This is a genomic window from Desulfovibrio aminophilus DSM 12254 (assembly GCF_000422565.1).
In the GTDB taxonomy this organism is placed as follows: Bacteria; Desulfobacterota; Desulfovibrionia; order Desulfovibrionales; family Desulfovibrionaceae; genus Aminidesulfovibrio; species Aminidesulfovibrio aminophilus.
This window is the reverse complement of the sequence record NZ_AUMA01000015.1, coordinates 58,320-82,511: the sequence shown is the minus strand read 5'-3', so window position 1 is coordinate 82,511 and position 24,192 is coordinate 58,320. Positions and strand designations below refer to the sequence as shown.

Below are 24,192 nucleotides of genomic sequence, written 5' to 3'. Positions count from 1 at the left end.
CGATGCCGGGGCTTTGCACTCACCTCCCAGGACGGGCGGATGCCGCGCCGCCGAGTTGTTAAACATTCTCTAAACTTTTCCCGGCTTGGGGTCCATCACAAAGCGCGGCGGCGAGGTGACGATTGGGCGACGAAGGATCGGCGGAACGCCGCCCGGCCCGGCCGCCCGCGATCGGGGCCGTTTCCCGACGGGGCTTGCCCACGCCGTGGTTTCAGGCTATGCAGGCCCTTCCACACCGGAGATACCAGGAACCACATGACGGACGAGACCAAAAAGGGTCCCTCGCGCCGGGCCGGCGGGCCGGGCGGCGAGGGCGTCTTTGAAAAGCGGCTGGGCGAGATCAAGGAACTGGACGGCAGGATCCTGGAGCTATTGGCCAGGAGGGCCGCACTCCTGGGCCGCGAGACCGCCTGGAGGCGCTCGCGCGGCAAGCCCTCCACGGACCCGGGCCTGGAGAAACAGGTCTGGGGCGCATGGGAAGAGGCTTCCCGGCTCCACGGCCTGGACACCAAGCTTCTGCGCCAGCTCTTCGGCGTGGTCAATTTCTTCGGGCGCGGCCCGATGAAGACCGCCCGCAAGCAGTCCGACCCCTTCGGCCTGGCTCCGCGCCAGATGCCCGTGGACCTGGACCTGCCCGCGCCCCGCTCCCTGGACGCCGCGCGCATGTGGGCCCTCATGGCCGCCGCCTCAGGCCGTCCCCTGACCCTGAACCAGGCCGTGCTCAACGACCCCCTGGTGGAACTGGTCAAGGCCCTGAACCAGGCCGGAGCGCGCCTGTCCTGGACCGACGACGGCCTGGAAGCCGCAGCCGGGCAGGCTCCGCTGACCTTCGAGGACAAGCTGCTCTTCGCCGGGGAGACCCCGTTCACCTTTTTCGCCCTTCTGGCCCAGGCCCTGCGCGGCGCGGGCCGCTGCAAGTTCGCCGGGGGCCCGGAACTCAAGCTCATGGACGTGGGCCCGCTGAACCGCGTGCTGCCCGCCCTGGGCGCCCGGCTCATCAGCCTGAACCCCCACGCCCCGGGCCTGCCCGCGCGCCTGGAGTGCGGCGGCGACATGGACGGCTCCCTGGATCTGCCGGACGATCTTCCGGCCGCGTTCGCCGTGGCCCTGGCCCTCTCGGCCTGGGCCTATCCGCGCGGCCTGGTGCTGCGCTTCCGGCCCGGCTCCCCGGCCGCCGAAGACCTGCCCGGGGCCGTGGCTGTGCTGAACGCCTGCGGCCTGTCGGCCCGGCTGGAGGATGGACGCTGCACCGTGCCCCCGGGTGAGCCCAAAATCCCGGCGCGGCCCGAGTTGCCGCCGGACCCGGTGCTCTGCGCCTATCTCCTGGCCATGCCCGCCTTCACCGGCGGCCGGGCGCGCCTGAGCGGCCCCTGGAAGGCCGAAGCCCCGCTGGGCGGCGACCTGGGCCTCGGCCTGACCGCCCTGGGCCTGACCCTGGCCCTGGAGGACGGGGTCCTGGTTTCGACCAAGGGCGCGCCGGACGGCCGTCCCGACGTGGACTTCGGCCGCCGCGCCGAACTGTTCCCCCTGGCCCTGGTGCTCGGGCTGGCCTCCGAGCGGCCCTGCCGCGTGGCCGCGCCCGCGGACCTGGACGCCCTGGGACAGGCCGCCGAGATGCTTGAGCGCCTGGGAGCCTCCTTCGAGATCGAAAACGGGGCCGTGTTGCTGACACCCGGTCCGCTCACCTGGAGCGACTCCTACGCCGCGCCGGGCCCCTACTGCATCCTGGCCCTGTCCCTGATCGCCTGGCTGCGGCGCGGCATCGCCGTGGACAATCCCGGCGAACTGACCGCGGTCTGGCCGCGCTTCTGGAACCTCTACAACGCATTGCCCACGGGCCGCTCCGCCGAGCCCGCGCGCACGGAGCGGACCAAGGATGAGCCAAAGAAACCTCGACGCATCCGTGTGCGCGGAAATAGCGGCGCTTGAGGCCGAGATCGCCGGGTTCACGCGGGAGTTGGAGGAGTGCCAGGAACGGGAACGGGACTACCGCCTGCGCGAAGACCCGGAGCGTGACCTGTTTTTCGCCAACGAAATCTTCGAGCTGACCCGCGAACGCCTGCGGCTTGAAGTGGAAATCGATTTGCGGCGCAAGAAAATCCGCCGCCGCGAACTGGGTTACGCCGACGGCCCCGGCCCCGGCGCCCCGAGCGGCGGCTTCCTGTTCTGACCGCACCCACTGGAGGATGCACGTGGCCCGCAACCTGACCCAGAAGATCATCGCCGCGCACCTCATGGACGGGACCATGAGCCCCGGCTCCGAAGTCGCCCTGCGGATCGACCAGACCCTGACCCAGGACGCCACCGGCACCATGGCCTGGCTCCAGTTCGAGGCCATCGGCATCGAACGCGTGAAGACCGAGCTGTCCGTGTCCTACGTGGACCACAACACGCTCCAAATGGGCTTCCGCAACCCCGACGACCACCGCTACCTGCGCAGCGCGGCGGCCCGCTTCGGCGCGGTCTTCTCGCCTCCGGGCACGGGCATCTGCCACCAGCTTCACCTGGAGAACTTCGCCCGGCCGGGCAAGACCCTGGTGGGCTCGGACTCCCACACCCCCACGGCGGGCGGACTGGCCATGCTGGCCTTCGGCGCGGGCGGCCTGTCCGTGGCCCTGGCCATGGCCGGAGCGCCCTACGTCATCGCCATGCCCAAGGTCGTGCGCGTGCGCCTGGAGGGCAAGCTCACGGGCTGGGCCGCGGCCAAGGACGTGATCCTGCACCTGCTCGGCCTGCTCACGGTCAAGGGCGGGGTCGGCAAGGTCTTCGAGTTCTCCGGTCCCGGCGCGGCCTCCCTGACCGTGCCCGAGCGCGCCACGATCACGAACATGGGCGCGGAGCTGGGCGCGACCACCTCGATCTTCGAGAGCGACGCCCGCACCCGCGACTTCCTGACCCGCATGGGCCGGGCCTCCCACTTCAAGCCCCTGGCCGCCGACACGGACGCCGCCTTCGACGACGAGATCGTCATCGACCTGTCCAAACTCGAGCCCCTGGCGGCCTGCCCGCACATGCCCGACCGGGTGGTCACGGTGGCCTCCCTGGACGGCCTGACCGTGGATCAGGTGGCCGTGGGCTCCTGCACGAACTCCTCATACGCCGACCTGAAGACCGTGGCCCTGACCCTCAAGGGCAAGCGCGTGCCGCCCGCCACGGACCTGATGGTCTCCCCGGGCTCCAAGCAGGTGGTCAAGATGCTGGCCGCCGAGAAGCTCCTCGAACCCATCCTGGACGCCGGGGCCCGGCTCCTGGAGTGCACCTGCGGGCCGTGCATCGGCATGGGCGGCTCGCCCGTGTCCGCCGGAGTCAGCGCGCGCACCTTCAACCGCAACTTCGAGGGCCGCAGCGGCACCCAGGACGCCAAGGTCTACCTCGTGAGCCCGCAGACGGCGGCCAACGTGGCCCTGCGCGGCAGGTTCACGGACCCGGCCGGCTGGGGCAAGGCCCCGCGCAAGCCCGCGCTGCCCAAAAAGATTCCGAGCATCAAAAAGCTCTTCGTCTTTCCGCCCAAGGACGGCTCCGGCGTGGAGATCCTGCGCGGGCCGAACATCGCGCCCCTGACCAAGTTCGACGCCCTGCCCGCGACCATCACCGGACAGGTGGCGCTCAAGGTGGGCGACGACATCACCACGGACCACATCCTGCCCGCCGGGGCCCAGATCACGGCCCTGCGCTCGAACATCCCGGCCATCAGCGAGTACATCTTCAGCCGGGTGGACAAGGACTTCGTGGGCCGGATCAAGGGGCTCGGCGGCGGCTTCATCCTGGGCGGCGAAAACTACGGCCAGGGCTCCAGCCGCGAGCACGCGGCCCTGGGCCCCCGCCACCTGGGGGTCAAGGCCGTGATCGTCAAGTCCCTGGCGCGCATCCACCGGGCCAACCTGGTGAACTTCGGCATCCTGCCCCTGCTGCTCACGAACAAGGCGGACTACGACGCCCTGGAACAGGGCGCGACCCTGACCATCCGCGCGGCGGACCTGACTCCCGGCGGCGAACTGGAGATCATCGCCGACTCGGGACGCCGGATCACGGTGACAAATGATTTGACGGCCAAGGAACTGAATATTATCCAGGCTGGCGGACTGCTCAACGCGGCCCGCGCCCGGTCCTGACCGGACCCGCAACGCCTTCGGACCCTGGAGTCGACATGCTCGATATCATGCGTCAACATGCCTCGGGATGGATCATCAAGATCCTCTTCGGCATCATCATCATCGTCTTCATCTTCTTCTTCGGCTCGGGCACCATGCACGAGAAGGGCGATCCGGTGATCGCCTACGTCAACGACGAGCCCATCCTGGCCCGCGACTTCCTGCGCGCCTACCAGGAAAGCACCGAGCGGGCGCGCCGCGAGAATCCCGACGCCGGTCCCGAAGCCCTGCAGGACCCCCAGGCCAAGCAGCAGCTCCTGACCCAGATGATCAACTCCATGCTCCTGCGCGAAGCCGCCCGGGACATGGACCTCTCGGCCAGCGCCGCCGAGCTGCGCGCGGCCATCTCGCGCCTGGAGGCCTTCCAGAACAAGGACGGGGTCTTCGATCCCGAGATCTACAAGCAGGTTCTGGCGGCCAACCAGATGACCCCGGCGGTCTTCGAGCAGAGCCTGCGCGAGAACCTGCTCCTGGAGAAGGTCCGGGTCTACGTCTCCCTGCCCGCCCGGGCCGACGAGGCCCAGGCCAGGGAACTCTTCACCTGGGCCCGCGAACAGGCCCGCGTGGAGTACGTCCTCTTCCCCCAGGCCGACTTCCTGGCCAAGGCCCAGGTGACGGACAAGCAGGTCGAGGAGTTCTACGAGCAGAACAAGGACAAGTTCCTGCGCCCGGCCCAGGCCGCCTTCCGCTACCTGGCCTTCACGCCCAAGACCCTGGCTCCGTATCAGGAGGTCAAGGATGACGAGGTGCGCGCCTACTTCGACTCGCACCAGTCCTCCTTCGTCCGCCCCGAGGAAGTGCGCGTGCGGCACATCCTCCTGACCGTGGACCCCGCCGCCGGTCCGGCCGAGGCCCAGAAGGCCGAGGCCAGCATCCGCGCCCTGGCCGCCAAGGCCAAGTCCGGCGCCGACTTCGCCGAGCTGGCCCGCCGCAACTCCCAGGACACCAGCGCCGCCAACGGCGGCGACCTGGGCTGGTTCGGACGCGGCGCCATGGTCAAACCCTTCGAGGACGCGGCCTTCGCCCTGAAGAAGGGCGAGGTCTCCGAGCCCGTGCGCTCGGAGTTCGGCTGGCACCTCATCCAGATGGAGGACCACCGCGAGGCCGGGCCCATGGCCTTCGACGAGGTCAAGGACCAGATCAAGCGCCAGATCGCAGAGGACCGCGCCTCGGAGAAGATCTCCGACCTGCTGGACGCGGCCCTGGACCAGCTGGCCGCGGGCATCAAGATCGAGAAGATCGCGGAGCAGGCCGGCCTGCCCGTGTCCCAGACCGACCTGACCACCCAGGACACCCTGGTGCAATTCTTCGGCATGACCCCCGAAGCCGCGCGCACCCTCATGGACCTGGGCACGAGCATGAGCACCAAGACGCCCCTGGCCATCGAGGACGGCTACCTGCTGGCCGAGAAGATCCAGGATCTGCCCGAGGCCACCCTGCCCCTGGCCGACGTCAAGGATCAGGTGCTGCGGGCCCTCAAGGAGCGCGAGGCGTCGCGGCTGGCCGGGGAAAAGGCCCGGCAGACCCTGGACGCCCTGCGTGCGGGCAAGGCCGAGGAGGCCCTCAAGTCCGTCCGCGTGAGCGAGCCCTTCAACCGCTCCGGCTTCATTCCCGGCCTGGGCGGCGGTCCGGCCCTGGCCCAGGCCGTGTTCGCGGCCCCGGACAACGCCTGGCTGCCCCAGACCTTCCCCCTGGCGCAGGGCGTGGCCGCGATCCGTCTCAAGGAACGCATCGCCCCGTCCGAAGCCGCATGGGACAAGGAAAAGGGCTTCTGGGTCTCGACCATGAGCCAGCGCTACGGCGAAGAGCTGTTCCAGGCCTTCCTGACCGAGCTGCGCTCCAAGGCCAAGGTCCAGATCATCCGCGCCGACCTGCTCAACTAGCCTCTCCCCCCGACGCAACGGGCGGGGCCGTCTTCGGACGGCCCCGCCTTTTTTTCATCCGCCGCGCGCCGCGCGCGGACCCTAATCCTCCCGACCGATCTTCCGATAAGACTGCCACGGCACGCGGCCACGCCCGCCGCCGGACGGGGAACCCCGGGAGAGGGGGACGGCCCCGCCGTCGCGACGCCGAATCACGAGGGGGAAACCATGCTGAACACGCCCGAACCCGGCCGGGAACACCCGGACGCGTCCGAAAGGGACGCCGCCATGCCCGACCGCGAAGCCCGCGCCGCGAGACTGCGCGACATCAAGGCCCGCATCCGGGCCGGGGACTATACGCCGGACATCAAGGACGTGGCCTATCTCCTGGCCGCCATGATGAACCCGCGCTAGACGCGTCGAATCCGGCGGCCGGCTCCCCGGCCGCCGGAAACATATTCATTCTACCCCGCGCGCAGACGGTCCACCAGGGCCTTCAGCTCCGCGGCCAGCCGGGCCAGATCCTCGACGGCCCGGGCGGCCTCGGCCATGCCGTGGGACGTCTCGCCGCTGATCCGGCTCACGTCCTCCACGGAGCGCGTGATCTCCTCGCTGGCGGCGGACTGCTCCTCGCTGGCGGTGGCGATGGAGCGCACCTGGTCGGCGGCCTCCTGGACGCGGACCACGATGTTCGCCAGGGAGCCGCCGGAGCGGTTGACCATCCCGGTGGCCTGGCCCACGGCCTCCACGGCCTGATCCACGCCCTGACGGTTGTTCTCCGCGCCGCTCTGGATGGCCCGCACGGCCTCGCCGACCTCCTTGGTGGCGGTCATGGTCTTCTCGGCCAGCTTGCGCACCTCGTCGGCCACCACGGCGAAGCCGCGTCCGGCGTCGCCCGCGCGGGCGGCCTCGATGGCCGCGTTGAGCGCCAGCAGGTTGGTCTGGTCCGCGATGTCGGTGATCACGCTCACGATGCGGCCGATGGACTCGGCCTGGCCCGCGAGATTGCCCATGTCGGCCTTGAGTCCGGCGGCCAGGTCGTGGACGCGGTTCATGGCCGCCACGGACTCGCGCACGATTCCCTCGCCCTCGGCGGCGGTCTTGCGGGTCTCCTCGGCCGCGGCCGCGGCCAGTTCGGCGTTGCGGGCCACCTCCATGACCGTGGAGTTCATCTGTTCCATGGCCGTGGCGGTCTCCTCGGTGCGGCGGAGCTGGGCCGCGGCGGACCCGGCGGTCTCGCGGATCTGGGCGTTGAGCTGTTCCGAAGCCGAGGACAGGCCGTTGACGGCCTCCTCGATGCTGGCGGCGGCCTCCAACATGCCCTGACGGCGGGCCTGCTCGGCCTGGGACCGGGCCTGTTCGGCCTCCTCGGTGGCCAGGCGGGCGCGCTCGGTTTCGGCGCGGGCCTGCTCGGCCAGTTCGGCGGACTCGCGCACCTTGTCGCGCAGGCTGGCGACCATCCCGCCCATGTGGTGCTGGAGCACGCCCATCTCACCCCTGAAGCGCTGCTCCAGGGTGCGGTCCAGGTCGCCCCGGGCCACATCGTTGAAGTAGCTCACGAGCAGGCCGAGGGGACGGCCGATGCTCTTGCGGATGACCAGGGCGCTCAGGATGCCGAAAAGCACCACGAAGACCAGCCCGGCGGCCACGGCCTTGACGACCATGCCGGACACCGTGGCGCGCATCTCCGAGGTCTGGGCCCCGGCGGCGGCGTCGATGTTGTCCACGTAGACGCCCATGCCGATGACCCAGCCCCAGGGTTCGAAAAGCTTGACGAAGGAGAGCTTGGGGAAGCGTTCGTCGGTGACCCCGCCGCCGGGCCTGGGCTTGGGCCAGAGGTAGGTCACGTAGCCCTCGCCGGCCTCGCGGGCCACCTCGGCGGCGGCCGCGAAGAGATTCTTCCTCCCGCCGAGATCCTTGGGCCTGCCGCCGGTCCCGGCCTGGGCCGTGGTGGCGCAGTCATACTTGGGATCGTTCAAGGGCTTGCCGTCCAGGGCCGGAGACACGGGGTGCATGATCATGTTCGGCACGGGCAGGGTCGTGTCGTTGATCCAGAAATAATTTCCGTCGGGCAGGCGCATGCGCGCCACTTGGACCAGGGCCTGGCGCCGCATGTCGGCGCCGATGTCCTCCAGCCAGGCCCCGGTGCCGAAAATCCAGCCCAACTCCGGCACGAGCCGGACATAGGAGATCTTCAGCTTGGGCTCCTTCTCCCCGGGCTTGGCCCAGTAGTAGTCCACCAGGCCCTCGCCGCCGCCCTTCCGCACGGCCTCGACCATCTCGACGAACAGGCGCTTACCCTTGGGATCCGTGTTGTCCGAAAGATCCGCGCCGTTCAGCTCGGGCCGCGCCGGGTGCATGACCATCGCCGGGCGGAGGTCGTTGATCCAGACGTAGTTGTCGCCGTCGAAGCGTATCCCGGCGGTCTGCCGCCGGATGACGTCCTCGGCCTCGGCCCGGCCGAAGGTCTTGAGCGCGGCCAGGGCCTGGCTCGCCGCCGCGTCCACGACCTTCTTCAGTTCGCGCTGCTTCTCGCGCTTGAGGCCTTCCACGTCCTGAGAACGACGGTAATAGGAATCGACGACCGCAACGGCCATTTCGGTCAGATCACGCAGCCGGTCCTGCTCCGAGGCCAGGGTGTCCGCACGGAAGCGTTCTCCCCGCTCGTCCGCGAAGCGGAACACGGACCAGGAAAAGAATCCCAGGATGGCCGAGCCTTGGAAGGCGAGGGCCAGGACGACCACCAGGGCGACCTTGAAGGCGGTGGATTGCATGAGCGCGCGAAAGGTCATAATACCCCCCTCAGGATTCCGGCTCAACGGCCCGCCCCCCTGGCGAGCCATTGGGCCCTCACGCTAGAAGCATGTGCTCACTTTTTACGTTGTCAACCTTTACCCACCGCGCTTCCAGGGTTTTTTCCCCGGAGGCCGGGGGCTCCGCGTCGGCACGATCTATCGTCCACTCTATATCATCCCTGCTCGGCAATTGTCTCGCCTCCGGCGTTATTCTTTGCCTCATTTTCAACGGCCCGGCCTCGGCCTTCGAGGCCCGCCTGGAACGCGTCGTGGACGGCGACTCCCTGACCGTCCGGCTGCCCGGCGGGACCGAGGAGGTCCGGCTCATCGGCCTGGACGCTCCGGAACTGGCGCAAGAATGGGGCGAGGAGGCCAAGGCCTTCAGCGAGTCGTTCTGCTCCGGCGCGGCCCTGACCCTGTCCTTCGACCGCGAGCTGCGCGACCGCTACGGCAGGCTCCTGGCCTACGCGCGCTGCGACGGCCGCCTGCTCAACGAGGCCCTGCTCAAGGCCGGGCTGGCCGTCACCCTGCCGGTGAAGCCCAACGTCTCCCTGGCGCGCCGTTTCAAGAAGGCCGAAAAGGAGGCCAAGGCCGAAAAACGGGGATTCTGGGCCCGGGGCGGACTTGAGACGTCCCCCTCCGCATTCCGCCGCCGGCATCCCCGCCGATGACCGCCGACGCCCCGCGAGGCGTGACAATCGCCCGCGAATGCGGTAGTCACGGGGCAGTTTCGCGCAACCCGCATACGGAGGAAAGGTATGATCCGCACATTTCTGGCCGGGGCCCTCGTCCTGGCCGCACTGCTCTCCCTGACCGCCTGCGGCGCGGGCCGCGTGGTGCCCCTGGACTATTACGCCGCCCAGGTCACCCCCCCGCGCTGCTCCACGCCCGTGGTGGTCCAGAAGTTCACCGACGCCCGCGGCACGGACTCCCTGGGCACGAACAAGGACGGCCAGACCTTCCTGGCCGATCCGGGCCAGCCCGTGGCCGACTGGGTGAGCTACGCCCTGTACCAGGAACTGAAGGCCAACGGCTGCCAGGCCCTGTACCAGACCGTGGACCAGGGTTCGCCCAACCTCATCGTCCGGGGCGAGGTTCTGGAGGTCAACCTGAAGCAGAAGGACACCACGGGCTATTCCTGCGCGCTCAAGGTCCGGATGCGCTTCATCAAGAACGGCAAGGAAATCTCGGTGGAGCAGTTCGGCAGCCAGATCGACAAGGTCTACCTGCCCTCCTCGGACAACCCCCGCAAGGCTCTGCGGGAGTGCCTCCAGGTGCTCCTGACCGAGGTCATGGAGAACATGCTGCCCAAGCTCAAGACCATGTGAGGTGAGACGACATGACCCGGTTCATCGACGCCCGTTCGTTCCGGCTTCTGGCCCTGTTCATGGCCCTGTTCATGTGGACCCTCAGCTTCGTGCCCCGCGCCGAGGCCGGTTTCGTGGCCTCCCAGGCCCTGACCGCCTCCGAGACCCGGAGCCGGGACACGGCCACCGTGGAGCGCGTGCTCCAGAACAAGGTGGTCAAGCAGCGCCTGCAGGAACTCGGCTACTCCGACCAGGAAGTGCGCGACCGTCTGGCCGGTCTCTCGGACCAGGAGTTGAACCAGCTGGCCGGGCGCATCGACACCGTGGCCCCGGCGGGCGACGGCTTCGGCTTCGTCATCGGCCTGCTCGTGGTGGCCATCCTGGTGGTCATCCTGCTCATCCTCGCGGACAAGCGGGTATCCATCCACTAGGGCCGGCCTTGTTCCGATCCATCGACGGCATCGGCCGCCGCGCGACGCGCCGGGCCCCGGCGTTGTTCGCGGCGGCCGTTCTTTTCCTGCTCCTGGGCTGCGCTCCCCGGGTCGAACCGGATGCGCTCCCGCCGGGCCGGGCCGAGGTGTCCGGGGTGCCCTTCTTCGCCCAGGAGGATCACCAGTGCGGCCCGGCCTCCCTGGCCGGGGTTCTGGGCTTCCTGGGCAAGCCCGCCAGCCCCGCCGAGCTGGCGGCGGAGGTCTTCCGGCCCGACATCCGGGGCAGTCTGGGCCTGGACATGGCCCTGGCCGCGCGCAGGCGCGGACTGAAGGCCCGCTTCTACGAGGGCTCGGCCCAGGATCTGGCCGACTCCCTGCGCCGGGGCGCCCCGCTCATCGTGCTCCTGGACAACGGCCTCGGACCGGTGCGGCACCTGCACTTCGCCGTGGCCACGGGCTACGGCCCCGAGGGCGTCCGGCTCAACTCGGACCAGGACCGGGGCCTCGTGACGCCCTGGGACTCCTTTCTGAACCAGTGGAACAAGACCGGACGGTGGACCCTGTGGATCGCGCCTTGAAAACGCTCACGCCCCTTTTCCTGCTTCTCGTTCTCGCGGGCTGCTCCCTGCCGCGGGTGACCATCCACGAAGACCCGCTCTCGCCCGCCGAGCACCTGACCCTGGGACTGGCCGCCCTCGAGCGCGGCGACCCGGCCCGCGCCGCCGACGAATGCGAGGACGCGGGCGACGAGCCCGGAGCCCTGACCTGCCGGGCCGACGCCCTCTATCTCCAGGGCGACAAGGCCCGGGCCGAAGCATTCTACCGCAAGGCCCTGAAACGGAATCCGGACGACGCCACGGCCCTGAACAACCTGGCCTGGCTGCTCTTCGAGGCGGACCGGAACCTGGACGAGGCCGAGAAGCTGGCCGTCCGGGCCGTGTCCCTGGCTCCCAAGGAGCGGGCCTCGGACTACGCCGACACCCTGAACCGCATCCGCACCCTGCGGGCCGCGCGCGCCCTGCCCGGAGCCGGACGGTGAGCCAGCTGCGCGTCCTGCACCTGATCACCGCCGCGGAGACCGGCGGGGCCGAGACCTTCCTCTGTCGACTGCTCTCGCGCCTGCCCCGCGAATGCTTCAAGTCCCGGGTGGTCTGCATGGTCCGCCCCGGGCACGTCGGCGGCCGCATCCGGGCCCTGGGCATTCCCCTGGCCACCCTGGGCATGCGCCGGGGCCTGCCCTCGGTGGGCGCGGTGCGCAAGCTCATGGAGATGCTCCAGGACTTCCAGCCGGACGTGGTCCAGACCTGGCTGCACCACGCCGACCTCCTGGGCCTCGTGGCCGCCCGCCTGGCCGTGGAGTCGAACCTGGTCTGGAACCTGCGCAACTCCCGCCTGGACGCCGCGCCCTGGACCACGCGGGCCGTGGTCTGGCTCTGCGCCCGGCTCTCGCGCCTGCCCGAGGCCGTGCTGACCAACTCCGAAACCGCCCGGGACCAGCACCGGGCCCTGGGTTTCCGGCCGCGCCGCTTCGAGGTTCTGCCCAACGGCATCGACTGCGGCGAGTTCCGGCCGGACCCGGCCGCCCGGGAGGCCCTGCGCAAGGAGTTCGGGATCTCCCCGGAAACGCCCCTGGCCGGCATGTTGGCCCGCCACGCGCCGATGAAGAACCACGCGGGATTCCTGCGGGCCGCGGCCCTGGTCCTCAAGGAGCTGCCCGAGGCCCGCTTCCTGCTCTGCGGCACGGGCGTCACCCAGGTGAACCGCGAACTCATGGCCCAGGTGAACCAGGCCGGACTCCGGGGCCGGGTCATCCTGGCCGGATACCGCCAGGACGCCCCGCGCGTGCTGAACGCCCTGGACGCGCTCTGCGTGCCCTCGGCCTACGGCGAAGGCTTTCCCAACGCGGCGGCCGAGGCCATGAGCTGCGGCGTGCCCTGCGCGGCGACGGACACCGGCGACGCCGCGCGCGTGGTCGGCGACACGGGCCGGGTGGTCCCGCCGAACGACGAGCCGGCCCTGTCCCGCGCCCTGGTGGAGCTGCTGACCCTGCCGCCCGACCAGCGGACGGCTCTGGCCGGGCGCTGCCGCGAACGCATCGCGACGGAGTTTTCCCTGGACGCGGCGGCCCGGGCCTACGCCTCCTTCTACGAAGAGCTGACCGGAAGGCGTTGATCCGCCGCCCCCGGTCGGACGTTGCCTTTTTCCCGTGGCGGGGTATAGGTTCCTGAACGTTTTTCTGAACCAAGCCGCGTGGCGAGGCCCCCATGAGCACCCCCGGTTTCGATCCCGACCTGTTTCTGGAGTACCTTGGCGACGACCGTGAGCTGGCCGTGGAGCTGCTCACGGCCTTCACCGAGGACGCCCCGGTGCGCCTGACCGACCTGACCTCGGCCGTGGAGGCCCTCGACTTCGAATCCGCCACCCGCTCGGCCCACTCCCTCAAAGGCATGTGCGGCGTGCTCCGCGACCGGGAGGTGGCCGCCCTGGCCCTGGAGATGGAGACGGCGGCGCGAACCCGAGACGAGGCCGCCCTGCACGCGGCGTTGCCCAAGCTGACCCACGGCCTGCGCGAGGTTCTGGACCGCGCCGCGGCCTTCCTCGCCTCCGGCCCCCGGGCCGCCTGAGCCCGCCCCGGCCGCCCCTTCCGACCCGGTGGACAGCCGGGGCCGAGGAGAGGTATAGAAGCCCCGCGCGCCCATGCCGGAACACTTTCGGCCGCGCCGCGAGGTGAAGATGAAATCCCGGTACCCGTCTCTCGTTCTCCTGCTCCTCCTGGCCCTGCTTCCGGCGGGCTGCGGCGGTTCGCCCAGTCCCGCGCCGAGCCAGAACATCGCACCCCAGCCCAAGGCCGAAACCCCGGTGCTGGACTTCCTGGCCGCCAACGAGCAAGGCGCCTCGGCCACCCTGGACGACCCGGCCTTCGGCCAGGGCGTGCATGTGGTCCTGGACGCCCGCTTCTTCTCGGCCACCGGCGAGGAGTGCAAGCGCGCCATGCTGACCACCGCCGAGCACGAGGCCGAGGTGGTCGTGGCCTGCCGCCGCCCGGACGGCGCCTGGCGGCTGGCCCCGCGCATCTGGGGCCAGGGCCTGCCCCGCTGACGCCCGGCCCGCTTCCCTTCCGCATCTTCCGAGGACCATCGCCATGCGTCACTTCCTGTGCATCCTGCTTCTGCTGAGCGGCCTGCTTCCCGCGCGCGCGGCCCAGGCCGCCGAGAGCGCCACGGCCAGCGCCACGGCCACGGCCACCGCCACGGTGGCCTCCACGCCCTCCGCCGCTTCGGAGCCCGCGCCCTTCGGCTCCAACCTCTTCCAGGGCAACTTCTCCCAGGCCCGCGCGGGCGACTCCCGCGAGATCGGCGCGGGCGACCGGCTCGTGCTGCGGCTCTGGGGCGGACGCGCCTTCGACGGCGTGCTCACCGTGGACGACGCGGGCCAGATCGAGCTGCCCGAGCTGGGAGCCTTCCCGGTGGCCGGGATGTCCCAGGCCCAACTGCTGGATTCCGTGCGCAGCAAGCTGAACGCCGCTGGCGACGCCGAGACGCAGATCTACGTCGCGCTCCTGGACGGCCGCCCGGTGTCGCTCTTCGTCACCGGCTTCGTGCCCCGGCCCGGACGCTATTCCGGCGCGCCCACGGACACGGTGCTGGCCTACCTGGACCGCGCCGGTGGCATCGACTCCCGCCGGGGCAGCTTCCGCAACATCCGCCTGCTGCGCGGCGGCAAGGAGACGGCCCGCTTCGACCTCTACCCCTTCCTCCTGCGCGGCGAACTGCCCCAGGTGCGCCTGCAGGACGGCGACACCCTGGTGGTGGGCGAACGCGGGGTCATGGTCACGGCCGCCGGAGAGGCGCGCAACATCGCCCGCTTCGAGTTCCGGCCCGGCGAGGCCGTCGGCGCGGGGCTCATCGCCCTGGCCGATCCCCAGGCCCGGGCCTCGCACGTGAGCCTCGTGGGCACGCGCAACGGCGCTCCCTACAACCTCTATCTCCAGATGCGCGAATTCCGCACCCTGCGGTTGGCCGACGGCGACCGCGCGCAGTTCCTGGCCGACACCCCGGGCGACACGATCATGGTCGAAGCCGAGGGCGCCATCCGGGGGGCCTCGCGCTTCCCGCTCAAGCGCAACGCCCGGCTTGCCGAGGTGCGCAACTACATCGCCGTGGACCCCGAACGGGCCAATCTCCAGGGCCTGTACATCAAGCGCCGCAGCGTGGCCGCGCGCCAGAAGCAGGCCATCGACGACGCCCTGCGCCGCCTGGAGGCCAGCGCGGCCACGGCCACCTCGGTGACGGCCGAGGGCGCGCAGATCCGCAGCCACGAGGCCGAAATGATCTCCAAGTTCGCGGAGAAGGCCCGCGACGTGCAGCCCGAGGGCATCGTGGTGGTGGGTTCGGGGGGCAAGCTGGCCGACATCGCCCTGGAGGACGGGGACGTCATCGTCATCCCGGAAAAGAGCGACGTGGTGCTCGTGAGCGGCGAGGTCATGATGCCCCAGGCCATCGTCTGGAGCAAGGACCGCGTCCTCAAGGAGTACGTGCGCGGCGCGGGCGGCTACACCAACCGCGCGGACCCCGGCAACGTGCTCCTGGTGCGCCCCGGCGGCGAAATCTTCCGGGCCTCGGACGCGGACGTGGAGCCCGGGGACCAGATCCTGGTCCTGCCCGGCGTGGACTCCAAGAACATGCAGGTGGTCAAGGACATGTCCCAGATCCTCTACCAGATCGCCGTGGCCGCCAAGGTGGCCATCGGCATCTACTAGCGGTTCCGGGAGGGACGTGGGCCTCGCGGTCTACCAGGCGGCCCCGGGCTTCCTGGCCGAACTCCTGGCCGGGCTGCCGACGCCCGAGGAGGTGCGCGAGCCCCTGGCGCTCGTGCGCGGGGAGGTTCCGGCCACGCTCCCGGCCTGGGCCCAAAACGTCTGGCTCGAGCCCGTCTTCATCCCCATCAAGTCCATCGGGGACGCGGCCAAAAAGCTCAAGGCGATCCAGCGCAACTGGGCCCTCTGCCCCACGCGCCACCACCGCCGCGCCGCGCTCATCGAGGAGAAGCTTCCCAGGGTTTCCGCGAAGCCCCTGGTCTTCGGCCGGGCCGCGCCGCCCGCGCCCCTGGGGGCCTGGACCCTCTGGGAGGAGAACCTCCTGCTGGCCTCCCCGCGCTGCTCAAGCCCCTTTCCCAACGGCGAGATCCGCTTCGAGGAGGACCGCGAGGGACCGCCCAGCCGGGCCTACCTCAAGCTCTGGGAGACCTTCACCCGCATCGGCGTCCGGCCCGGGCCGGGCGAACTCTGCCTGGACCTGGGGGCCAGCCCCGGCGGTTGGACCTTCGTGCTGGCGGGCCTCGGCGCGCGGGTCTTCGCCATCGACAAGGCCCCCCTCGACCCGCGCCTGGAGCGGCTGCCCAACGTGGAGACCTGCCGGGGCAGCGCCTTCGGCCTGGACCCGCGCCACGCCGGGGCCGTGGACTGGCTCTTCTCGGACGTGATCTGCTACCCCGAACGTCTCCTGGGCTACGTCCGGCGCTGGCTGGAGCTGGGCTCCTGCCGCAACTTCGTCTGCACCGTGAAGCTCCAGGGCCCGGGCGCGCCCGAGGCGCTCCAGGGCTTCGCGGACATCCCGGGCTCCAGCCTCATGCACCTCTGCCACAACAAACACGAACTCACCTGGGTGAAACTGGGCTGAACGCGAAAAGGCCCCAACTCCCATCTGGAAGCCGGGGCCTTTTTCATTCACGGCCTGGGTTAGAGCCCCTTGTCCCGCCGGTACTCGGCCAGGGCCTCCACGCTGACCACGGGCATGTCGTGGGTCCGGGCGAAGGCCCGAATCTCGGGCAGCCGGGCCATGCTGCCGTCGGCGTTGGTCAGCTCGCAGAGCACTCCGGCCGGGGGAAAGCCCGCCAGCCGGGCCAGGTCCACGGTGGCCTCGGTGTGGCCCCGGCGCTCCAGAACCCCGCCGGGCCGGGCGATGAGCGGGAAGACATGGCCGGGGCGATGCAGATCCGAGGGTTTGGCGTCCGGGGCCGTGGCCGCGCGCACCGTGGCCAGCCGGTCGGCCGCCGAAACCCCGGTGGTCACGCCCTGGGCCGCCTCGATGCTCACGGTGAAGGCCGTGCCGTAGGGGCTCTCGTTGCGCTCGACCATGGGCGGCAGGTCCAGGGCCGCGGCCGCCTCGCCGGTGAGGCAGAGGCAGACGATGCCGCTGCACGCCCGGATGAGCAGGGCCATCTGCTCCCTGGTCAGGGTCTGGGCCGGATAGATGAGGTCGCCCTCGTTCTCCCGGTCCAGGTCGTCCACCACCAGGACCCCGCTGCCCTGCCTGAGGGAGTACAGGGCCGCCTCAACCTGTCGTTCGTGGAAAGAAACCGTGGTCGTCTGATTCATGACCGCTCCTTTTCGCGGTTGACCTGAATCAGGGCGATGAAACAGACAGGCCGGTCGCCCGCGACGCGCGCGCGACGGCCAAGTCCCCGGAAGGACTCCGGGAACGGGCGTCTGCTCCTCTTCCATCCGGACTGTGACCGTCGGCCCTGGCCTCGCACCAGGTCTGCTGACCCCGCGCCGCCTTGCGGCGGAACGGGCGCTCGCGGGCTCCCCGGACACGTCCGGGATACCGCCGGTGGGGAATTCCACCCCGCCCTGAGGATGACGCGCGAACGATAGCGCCGGGCGGCGTCCCTGGCAACCCCCGGGCTTGCCGCCCCGACCCGGGCTTGCTATCGCTTGTGTCTATCAAAACAAGGAGGATCGATAGGCGATGAAAATACTCATCCTCGTCTCCAACCCGGACCCGGAGATCAAGTGGAACGCGCTGCGGTTCGGCAACGTCCTGCTGAACCAGGGCGACGACGTGACCATCTTCCTCAACGGCCCGGCCGCCGACCTGCTGGCCGGGGACGGCGAACGGTTCCCCCTCGCGGAGCAGGCCAAGCTCTTCACCCTGAGCGAGGGCGTGCTAGCGGCCTGAGGCAAGTGCATGACCCTCCACGGCGTGGAGGGAGCAGCCTGCCCGGCGAGCCAGGGCAACATGGCCTTGCTGGCCGACGCGGTGCACGCGGCCGACCGCATCGTCAGCTACTGACGCAAAAAGGCCCCGGTTCCGCGCGGAACCGGGGCCTTCACATTCGGGGAGGAGCCGGATTACGGCTTCTTCTCTTCCTTGGGAGCGTCGGCCTTGGGGGCCTCGGCCGGAGCCGGGGCGGCCTCCGCCTTGGGAGCTTCCGCCTTGGCCGCGTCGGCCTTGGGCGCGAGCTGGAGGTCGATGTTCTCCTTGTCCAGGGCCTCGACCACCTTGGCGGTGATGTCGGCGGCCGGGTCGTAGGCCATCACGGCCTCCTTGGAGAGGATCGCCACCAGGCCGCTGTCCTTGCGGTACTTCTCGAGCACGGCGGTGTACTTGTCGTTGAGCAGGGTCACCAGGCGCTGCTGTTCGCCGCCCATGGTCGTCTGGTACTCGGTGACGGCCTTCTGGAAGGCCTGCATGGTCTGCTCGTTCTGGTTGCCCTCGGCGGCCTTCTGGGCTTCCTGGACCTTCTCCTGGAGGGCCTTGGCCTGCTCCTGGAGGTAGGTCATGGCCTGCTGTCCGGCCTTGCACTGCTTGAACACGGCGGCGGCGTCAACGACGCCCACCTGGGGCTTGCTCTCCCCGACGCATCCGGTGAACAGAAAGGCCGCCAACACCAGGACGCTCAGGGCGCTCAACGACTTGGTCATAGGTATGTCACTCCGACTGAGGGGGTTTCGTGCCGGAACCGCTCCGGATGCCCCTCCATACGCGCGGGCCGACAGGTTGGCAAGGGGCGCGGGCGGCCCGCGCGTCTTGACGGCGCTCCAGGTGGCGGATAAGACGGGGAAAATCGATAAAGTGTCATGCACCTTCCTCGCCGACGGCCGGACTCCCGCCTCCGGCCGCGGCCCACGGATCACGGGCGGGACCGAGGAGACGCGCCATGCCTTCTTCCGCCAAACGCCGGTCGCTCCCGTTCCCAACGTTCCTCTCCACCCTGGTCCTGGCGATCCTGCTCGCCGCACCGGCCTGGGCCGCCGAGAACATCCGGGGGGCGACCACCGGCCCGACCACGGCCAAGGGCTACAACCACCCGAACCAGTACGTCCATCTCCAGCCGACCCAGATCGCCCCGAACATGGAGCCGGTGATCCCGCACGCGGACCAGGACAAGGAGGCCCGCGCCAAGCTGGACGCCCTGCGGAAGAAGACCGGCAAGAAACCGAACATCCTCATCGTGGTCCTGGACGACGTGGGCTGGATGGACCCGGGCTTCAACGGCGGCGGCGTGGCCGTGGGCAACGCCACCCCGAACATGGACAAGCTGGCCTCCGAGGGCCTCGTCCTGACCTCGGCCTATTCCCAGCCCTCCTGCTCGCCCACCCGGGCCACCATCCTCACCGGCCAGCTGCCCTGCCACCACGGCGTGCTCTACCCGCCGATGTACGGCCAGCCCGGCGGCCTGGACGGGGCCGTGACCATCGCCCAGCTCCTGCGCGACCAGGGCTACGTGACCCAGGGCGTGGGCAAGTGGCATATGGGCGAGAACGACGGCTCCCTGCCCCAGAACGTGGGATTCGACGACTTCTACGGCTTCCTCTCGGTCTCGGACATGTACTCCGAGTGGCGCGACGTCTATTTCAACCCCGAGATCGCGCTCTCGCCCGACCGCTTCGCGGCCATGCAGAAGCTGCCTTTCAATCCCAACGTGGTGCATTGCGAGAAGGGCGGCTGCAAGAACGTCCGGCTCATCGACCTGAACGCCATCAAGGATCTGGACGAGGACTGGCTGACCTACAGCGAGAACTTCATCCGCAAGATGGCCAAGAATCCCAAGCCGTTCTTCCTCTACCACGGCACGCGCGGCTGCCACTTCGACAACTATCCCAGCGACCGCTACGCCGGGAAGTCCGCCGCGCGCACGGTCTACAGCGACTGCATGGTCGAGATGGACGACGTAGTCGGGCGGCTGGTCAAGACCCTGGAGGAGACGGGCCAGCTGGAGAACACCCTGGTCTTCTTCACCTCGGACAACGGCCCCGAGGGCGAGGTCGATCCCTACGGCCGCACCCCGTTCCGGGGCTACAAGGGCACGACCTGGGAAGGCGGCGTGCGCGTGCCCACCTTCGTCTACTGGAAGGGCATGATCACCCCCGGCAAGAGCGAAGGCCTCTTCGATCTGGCCGACCTCTTCCCCACGGCCCTGTCCCTGGCGGGCGTCAGCGGCGCGGACATCGGCAAGCTCGTGCCCAAGGACCGCTACATCGACGGCATCGACCAGGCGTCCTTCCTCCTGGGCGACCAGAAGCTCTCCAACCGCCGCAGCGTGTTCTACTGGATGATGGCCGAGTTCGCGGCCGTGCGCATGGACGAGTTCAAGCTCCACCGCGTGGTCCAGATCACCGACGGCATCAACACGAAGGGTTGGAACGGCGGGTTCAGCGGCACGGTCACCAAGACCGGGGGCGTGGTGATGTACAACCTCTATGCCAACCCCCAGGAGGACGCGAGCGTGGGCATCCGCCACCTGCCCATCGAAAGCTTCCTGGAGCAGGAGATGAAGCGCTACGCGGCCGTGCTCAAGAAGTTCCCGCCCAAGTTCGACATGGCCCGCAGATAGGTCCGACGGCCCGCCCCGCCGCGAGCGGGGCGGGTTTTTTTTGCGCCCGCGCGCAGGGAGTCCCATGATCCGCCGTCTCGCCTTGCTCCTGGTCCTCCTGCTCTGGGCCGCGCCGCTCTCCGCCGCCGAATCCGGCTACGCGGGCAGCGCCTCCTGCCGCTCCTGCCACGAGAAGTTCCACCAGCTCTGGAGCACCTCGCGCCACGGCCTGGCCATGCGGCCCTACGAGGCAGGGTGGGCCGGGCAGGCGCTCAAGCCCCAGCCCCGCGAGATCGCCGTGGGCCGGTATTCCTACCGCGCGGACGTGGCGCGCGGGGTCATGACCGAACGCGGGCCCGACGGCGCGCGCGAGTACCCCATGCTCCACGCCCTGGGCGGCAAGAACGTCTACTATTTCCTCACGCCCCTGGAACGCGGCCGCCTCCAGACCCTGCCCCTGGCCTTCGACGTCAACTCGGGCCAGTGGTTCGACACGGCCAAAAGCGGCATCCGCCACTTGCCCGGCGAGGGCCGGGGCCTGACCTGGCGCGACCCGGCCTTCACCTTCAACACCTCCTGCCACGGCTGCCACGTGAGCCAGCTGTCCACGAACTACGATCCGGCCACGGACAGCTATTCCAGCACCTGGACCGAGCCGGGCATCAATTGCGAGACCTGCCACGGCCCGAGCGCCGAGCACAACCGCGTCTGCCAAGAGGCCAAGGACGCGGGCGCGCCCACGCCCACGGACCTGAAGATCACCGGCGGCCGGTTCTTCACCACGGAGCAGCACGACGACACCTGCAACTCCTGCCACGCCAAGATGATCCCGCTCTCGGCCTCCTACCCGCCGGGCGGAAAATTCTTCGACCACTTCGACCTCGTGACCCTGGAGAGCCCGGACTACCACCCCGACGGCCGCGACCTGGGCGAGAACTACACCGCCACCTTCTGGCGCATGAGCCCCTGCGCCCGCTCCGGCAGGCTCGGCTGCCTGCACTGCCACACCTCCAGCGGCCGCTTCCGCCAGAAGAACGCGCCGGACACGGCCTGCGCGCCCTGCCACCAGGACAAGGTCGACAACCCGTCCGCGCACACCCATCACCCGGCGGCGAGCCCCGGCAGCCGCTGCGTCTCCTGCCACATGCCCAAGACCTGGTTCGCGCGCATGGCCCGGAGCGACCACTCCATGCTCCCGCCCACCCCGGCGGCCACCCAGCGCTTCGGCTCGCCCAACGCCTGCAACGGCTGCCACACGAACAAGGGCGCGGCCTGGGCCGACAAGATGGTCCGCTCCTGGCGCTCGCGGGACTACCAGGCCCCGGTGCTGGAGCGGGCCGAACTCGTGCGCCGGGCCCGCAACCGCAACTTCGACAAGCTGCCCGACATGCTGGCCTATCTCGGCCGCCCGGACCGCGAGGAAGTCACCGCCGCCTCGCTCATCCGGCTCCTGCGGACCTGCCCGGACCCGACCAAGTGGCCCGCGCTGCGCGAGCGGCTCTCCGACCCCTCGCCCCTGGTGCGCGCGGCGGCCGCCACGGCCTTGGCCGGGAACCGCGACCAGCGCTCGTTCCAGGCCCTGGCCAAGGCCGCCGCCGACCCGGTGCGGCTCGTGCGCGTGCGCGCGGCCGAATCCCTGGCCGGAGCCCCGGCCTCGGCCCTGAACCCGGCCGAGCTGACCGCCGCCCGGGCCGCCCTGGACGAACTGGAGCAGAGCCTGAACGCCCGGCCCGACGACTGGAGCGGCCGCTACAACCTGGGCAACCTGCTCTTCCAGCGCGGCGACGACGCCGGGGCCCTGGCGGCCTACGGCCAGGCCGTGGCCCTGCGGCCCGACGCGGCCCCGCCCCGGATCAACGCGGCCCTGATCCTGGCCCGGCGGCACGACCTGCCCGGGGCCGAGGCCTCCCTGCGCCAGGCCTTGGAGGCCGATCCAGCCAGCGCCGCCGCGCACTTCAACCTGGGCCTGCTCCTGGCCGAAACCAAACGCGAGGCCGAAGCCGAGAAGGAGTTGCGGGCCGCGCTGACCAACGACCAGCACATGGCCGAGGCGGCCTTCAACCTGGGGCTCATGCTGGAGAAGAAGAACCCGGGCGAGGGCCTCAAGCTCCTGGCCCGCGCGGCCCGGCTGCGGCCCGACGACCCGCGCTACGGCCACGCCCTGGGCTACGCCCAGCACCAGCGCGGCGACGGCGCGTCCGCCGCCCGGACCCTGGCGGCCGTGATCCACGCCCACCCGGACGCGGCCGAGAGCTACCGGCTCCTGGCCGCGATCTACGAGGCCCGGGGCGAAACCAAGAAGCTCCACGACCTCTGCGAGGACGCCCAGACCGCGCCGGGGCTCAACCCGCTGGTCAAGGCCATGCTGCGCAACAAGCTGGAGGAGCTGAAGACGCGGGGCAAGAGCTGATGCGGCCGTCCACCCTCGGAAAGGACATCCCGGCCGGGCTGACCCTCTGGGGCCTGCTCGTGCCCGAGGCCATCGCCTACGCGGGCATGGCCGGGGCCCCGGCCCAGGCGGGCCTGTACACCCTGCTGGCCTCCCTGCCGATCTACGCCCTGCTCGGCACGAGCCGCCAGCTCGTCTGCGCCTCCACCTCGGCCTCCTCGATCATGATGGCCGCCGTGCTGGCCCAGGCCACGGGCAACGACCCGGCGCTCTTCGCCGGGACCATGGCCGCCCTGGTCCTGCTGGTGGGCGCGCTGTTCCTGCTGGCGGGCTTCTGCCGCCTGGGCTTCGTGGCCTCGTTCCTGTCCTATCCGGTGATGACCGGCTACGTCTGCGGGCTGGCCGTGTTCATCGCCGCCAGCCAGGCCCCCAAGCTGCTCGGCCTGCACAAGGCCCCGGGCGACGTGTTCATGCAGCTCTGGGGTCTCGTGGAACGCCTGCCCCAGACGCGGCCCGAGGCGGCGGCGGTCGGCCTGGGCGCGCTGGTCCTGCTCTTCGCCCTGGAGCGGCTGGCTCCGCGCGTGCCCGGGGCCCTGGTGGTGCTCGTGCTCGGCGTGCTGGCCGGAACCTGGCTCAACCGCGACGGCCACGCGGCCCTGGCCCTGGCCGGGGTCATCCCCACGGGCCTGCCGCAGCTGGTCGTCCCGCGCCTGTCCCTGGCCACGCTCACGGACCTGCTCCCCGGCGCGGCGGGCATCGCCCTGGTGGCCTTTTCCCAGGCCCTGGGCACGGCCAAGACCTTCGCGGACAAATACGGCTACGAAGTGGACCCGAACCGCGAGCTGCTGGCCATGGGCGCGGCCAACGCGGCCTGCGGGATCATGGGCGGGCTGGCCAACGGCGGAAGCATGTCCTCCACGGCGGTGAACGAGCGGGCCGGGGCGCGCAGCCAAGCCGCCGGAATCACGGCCGCGGTCATGGTCGTGCTGACCCTCTTCTTCCTCACCCCGCTGTTCCGCGACCTGCCCGAGCCCGTGCTCGGCGCGGTGGTCCTGCACGCCGTGGCGCGGATGCTCAAGGCCCGCGAGGTCTGGGGCTTCCTGCGCCAGAGCCGCATGGAGTTCGCCCTGGCCGCGGCCGCCTTCCTGGGCGTGCTGGCCTTCGGCCTGCTCACGGGCCTGCTCGTGACGCTCAAGCTCTGCGCCGCGCTCCTGCTGTTCAACGCCACGCGGCTCAACGTCTCGCGGCTGGGCGTCTCACCTTGCGCGCCGGAAACGTTCCTGAGCCTGGAGCGCCATCCCGAGGCCCGGGCCGTGCCCGGTCTGGCCCTGCTGCGGCCGGAGTCCACGGTGTTCTTCGCCAATGCCGAGCGGCTGCGCGCGGCGGTGCGCGAGGCCCTAGCCGACAAGCCCCGGGCCGTGATCCTGGACCTCAAGGTCAACCCGACCCTGGACATCACCACCTGCCGGACCCTGCGCAAGATTCTGGCGGAAGTCCGCGAGACGGGCGCGGCCCTGCTGCTCACCGACATCTCGGATACGGCCCTGGAAAACCTGGACCGCTCGGGACTGCTGAAGGAACTGGGGGAACACCGCCTCCACGGCCACGTGGCCGAGGCGGTCAAAGGGGCGGGGAAGGAAGGCTAGGGAAACCGCGTCGG

General features: G+C 70.3%; 22 protein-coding genes and 1 riboswitch. Of the genes, 19 read left to right on the top strand and 3 right to left on the bottom strand.

What is annotated here, in order from left to right:
* The first annotated feature begins 255 nt into the window (after positions 1-255).
* From H587_RS18190 to H587_RS0110375, 5 genes are all read left to right on the top strand, one after another.
* The gene (locus H587_RS18190) at positions 256-1,929 is read left to right on the top strand and encodes a chorismate mutase (protein WP_051202655.1); all 1,674 of its coding nucleotides are present in this window, start codon (positions 256-258) and stop codon (positions 1,927-1,929) included.
* Positions 1,904-2,170, top strand: a complete 267-nt coding sequence (locus H587_RS18185; protein ID WP_245560864.1) for a hypothetical protein — start codon at positions 1,904-1,906, stop codon at positions 2,168-2,170. The genes H587_RS18190 and H587_RS18185 overlap by 26 nt, the downstream gene beginning before the upstream one ends.
* Before the next feature lie 22 nt (positions 2,171-2,192).
* Entirely contained in the window at positions 2,193-4,112 is a 1,920-nt protein-coding gene (locus tag H587_RS0110385) for an aconitate hydratase (protein WP_027176215.1), read from the top strand.
* A 35-nt stretch (positions 4,113-4,147) separates the two neighbouring features.
* Complete coding sequence (locus tag H587_RS0110380) at positions 4,148-6,034, top strand: SurA N-terminal domain-containing protein (protein WP_027176214.1); 1,887 nt, start codon at positions 4,148-4,150, stop codon at positions 6,032-6,034.
* A 207-nt stretch (positions 6,035-6,241) separates the two neighbouring features.
* The gene (locus H587_RS0110375; RefSeq protein WP_027176213.1) at positions 6,242-6,427 is read left to right on the top strand and encodes a flagellar biosynthesis anti-sigma factor FlgM; all 186 of its coding nucleotides are present in this window, start codon (positions 6,242-6,244) and stop codon (positions 6,425-6,427) included.
* A gap of 50 nt (positions 6,428-6,477) precedes the next feature.
* Here the strand turns inward: H587_RS0110375 and H587_RS0110370 are convergent, their stop codons facing one another.
* The gene (locus H587_RS0110370; protein WP_027176212.1) at positions 6,478-8,805 is read right to left on the bottom strand and encodes a cache domain-containing protein; all 2,328 of its coding nucleotides are present in this window, start codon (positions 8,803-8,805) and stop codon (positions 6,478-6,480) included.
* Positions 8,806-9,077: 272 nt separating this feature from the next.
* Here H587_RS0110370 and H587_RS0110365 point away from each other — a divergent pair, with 272 nt between their 5' ends.
* The 10 genes from H587_RS0110365 (at position 9,078) to H587_RS0110320 (ending at position 16,224) form a co-directional block, all read left to right on the top strand.
* Positions 9,078-9,479 carry a thermonuclease family protein gene (locus H587_RS0110365; RefSeq protein ID WP_169432771.1) on the top strand — a complete coding sequence of 134 codons (402 nt, stop codon included), beginning with the start codon at positions 9,078-9,080 and terminating at the stop codon, positions 9,477-9,479.
* 87 nt (positions 9,480-9,566) lie between these two features.
* On the top strand, positions 9,567-10,136 hold the full coding sequence (locus H587_RS0110360; RefSeq protein ID WP_027176210.1) for a hypothetical protein: 570 nt from the start codon (positions 9,567-9,569) through the stop codon (positions 10,134-10,136).
* Between the two features lie 11 nt (positions 10,137-10,147).
* Positions 10,148-10,546: a PA2779 family protein gene (locus H587_RS0110355; protein ID WP_027176209.1), complete on the top strand. Its 399-nt coding sequence runs from the start codon at positions 10,148-10,150 to the stop codon at positions 10,544-10,546.
* 8 nt (positions 10,547-10,554) lie between these two features.
* On the top strand, positions 10,555-11,124 hold the full coding sequence (locus tag H587_RS0110350) for a C39 family peptidase (RefSeq protein ID WP_084630605.1): 570 nt from the start codon (positions 10,555-10,557) through the stop codon (positions 11,122-11,124).
* Positions 11,121-11,585 (top strand): tetratricopeptide repeat protein, encoded by a 465-nt coding sequence (locus H587_RS0110345; RefSeq protein ID WP_027176207.1) that lies wholly within the window; start codon positions 11,121-11,123, stop codon positions 11,583-11,585. The genes H587_RS0110350 and H587_RS0110345 overlap by 4 nt, the downstream gene beginning before the upstream one ends.
* Positions 11,582-12,718: a glycosyltransferase gene (locus tag H587_RS0110340; protein WP_051202652.1), complete on the top strand. Its 1,137-nt coding sequence runs from the start codon at positions 11,582-11,584 to the stop codon at positions 12,716-12,718. The genes H587_RS0110345 and H587_RS0110340 overlap by 4 nt, the downstream gene beginning before the upstream one ends.
* A 92-nt stretch (positions 12,719-12,810) precedes the next feature.
* Positions 12,811-13,170, top strand: a complete 360-nt coding sequence (locus H587_RS18180) for an Hpt domain-containing protein (RefSeq protein WP_084630599.1) — start codon at positions 12,811-12,813, stop codon at positions 13,168-13,170.
* A 109-nt stretch (positions 13,171-13,279) separates the two neighbouring features.
* Positions 13,280-13,645 carry a DVU3141 family protein gene (locus H587_RS0110330; protein WP_034609213.1) on the top strand — a complete coding sequence of 122 codons (366 nt, stop codon included), beginning with the start codon at positions 13,280-13,282 and terminating at the stop codon, positions 13,643-13,645.
* A 43-nt stretch (positions 13,646-13,688) separates the two neighbouring features.
* Positions 13,689-15,305 (top strand): polysaccharide biosynthesis/export family protein, encoded by a 1,617-nt coding sequence (locus H587_RS0110325; protein ID WP_027176204.1) that lies wholly within the window; start codon positions 13,689-13,691, stop codon positions 15,303-15,305.
* Between the two features lie 16 nt (positions 15,306-15,321).
* On the top strand, positions 15,322-16,224 hold the full coding sequence (locus H587_RS0110320; protein WP_027176203.1) for an SAM-dependent methyltransferase: 903 nt from the start codon (positions 15,322-15,324) through the stop codon (positions 16,222-16,224).
* 59 nt (positions 16,225-16,283) lie between these two features.
* On the opposite strand, the gene ribB is transcribed toward H587_RS0110320, so the two are convergent.
* On the bottom strand, positions 16,284-16,922 hold the full coding sequence (ribB, locus tag H587_RS0110315) for a 3,4-dihydroxy-2-butanone-4-phosphate synthase (RefSeq protein WP_027176202.1): 639 nt from the start codon (positions 16,920-16,922) through the stop codon (positions 16,284-16,286).
* 110 nt (positions 16,923-17,032) lie between these two features.
* A riboswitch (FMN riboswitch) is annotated at positions 17,033-17,189 on the bottom strand.
* A gap of 106 nt (positions 17,190-17,295) precedes the next feature.
* Between ribB and H587_RS21145 the strand changes: the two genes are divergently transcribed.
* Entirely contained in the window at positions 17,296-17,619 is a 324-nt protein-coding gene (locus tag H587_RS21145) for a DsrE family protein (protein WP_245560863.1), read from the top strand.
* A 59-nt stretch (positions 17,620-17,678) separates the two neighbouring features.
* Here H587_RS21145 and H587_RS0110300 read toward each other — a convergent pair whose 3' ends face one another.
* On the bottom strand, positions 17,679-18,251 hold the full coding sequence (locus H587_RS0110300) for an OmpH/Skp family outer membrane protein (protein ID WP_027176200.1): 573 nt from the start codon (positions 18,249-18,251) through the stop codon (positions 17,679-17,681).
* A gap of 236 nt (positions 18,252-18,487) precedes the next feature.
* On the opposite strand from H587_RS0110300, the gene H587_RS18175 reads away from it, so the two are divergent.
* From H587_RS18175 to H587_RS18170, 3 genes are all read left to right on the top strand, one after another.
* Complete coding sequence (locus H587_RS18175; protein ID WP_051202651.1) at positions 18,488-20,164, top strand: arylsulfatase; 1,677 nt, start codon at positions 18,488-18,490, stop codon at positions 20,162-20,164.
* 64 nt (positions 20,165-20,228) lie between these two features.
* Complete coding sequence (locus H587_RS0110290; RefSeq protein ID WP_027176199.1) at positions 20,229-22,553, top strand: tetratricopeptide repeat protein; 2,325 nt, start codon at positions 20,229-20,231, stop codon at positions 22,551-22,553.
* The gene (locus tag H587_RS18170) at positions 22,553-24,178 is read left to right on the top strand and encodes a SulP family inorganic anion transporter (RefSeq protein WP_051202650.1); all 1,626 of its coding nucleotides are present in this window, start codon (positions 22,553-22,555) and stop codon (positions 24,176-24,178) included. Before H587_RS0110290 ends, H587_RS18170 begins: the two co-directional genes overlap by 1 nt.
* Positions 24,179-24,192 lie beyond the last annotated feature (14 nt).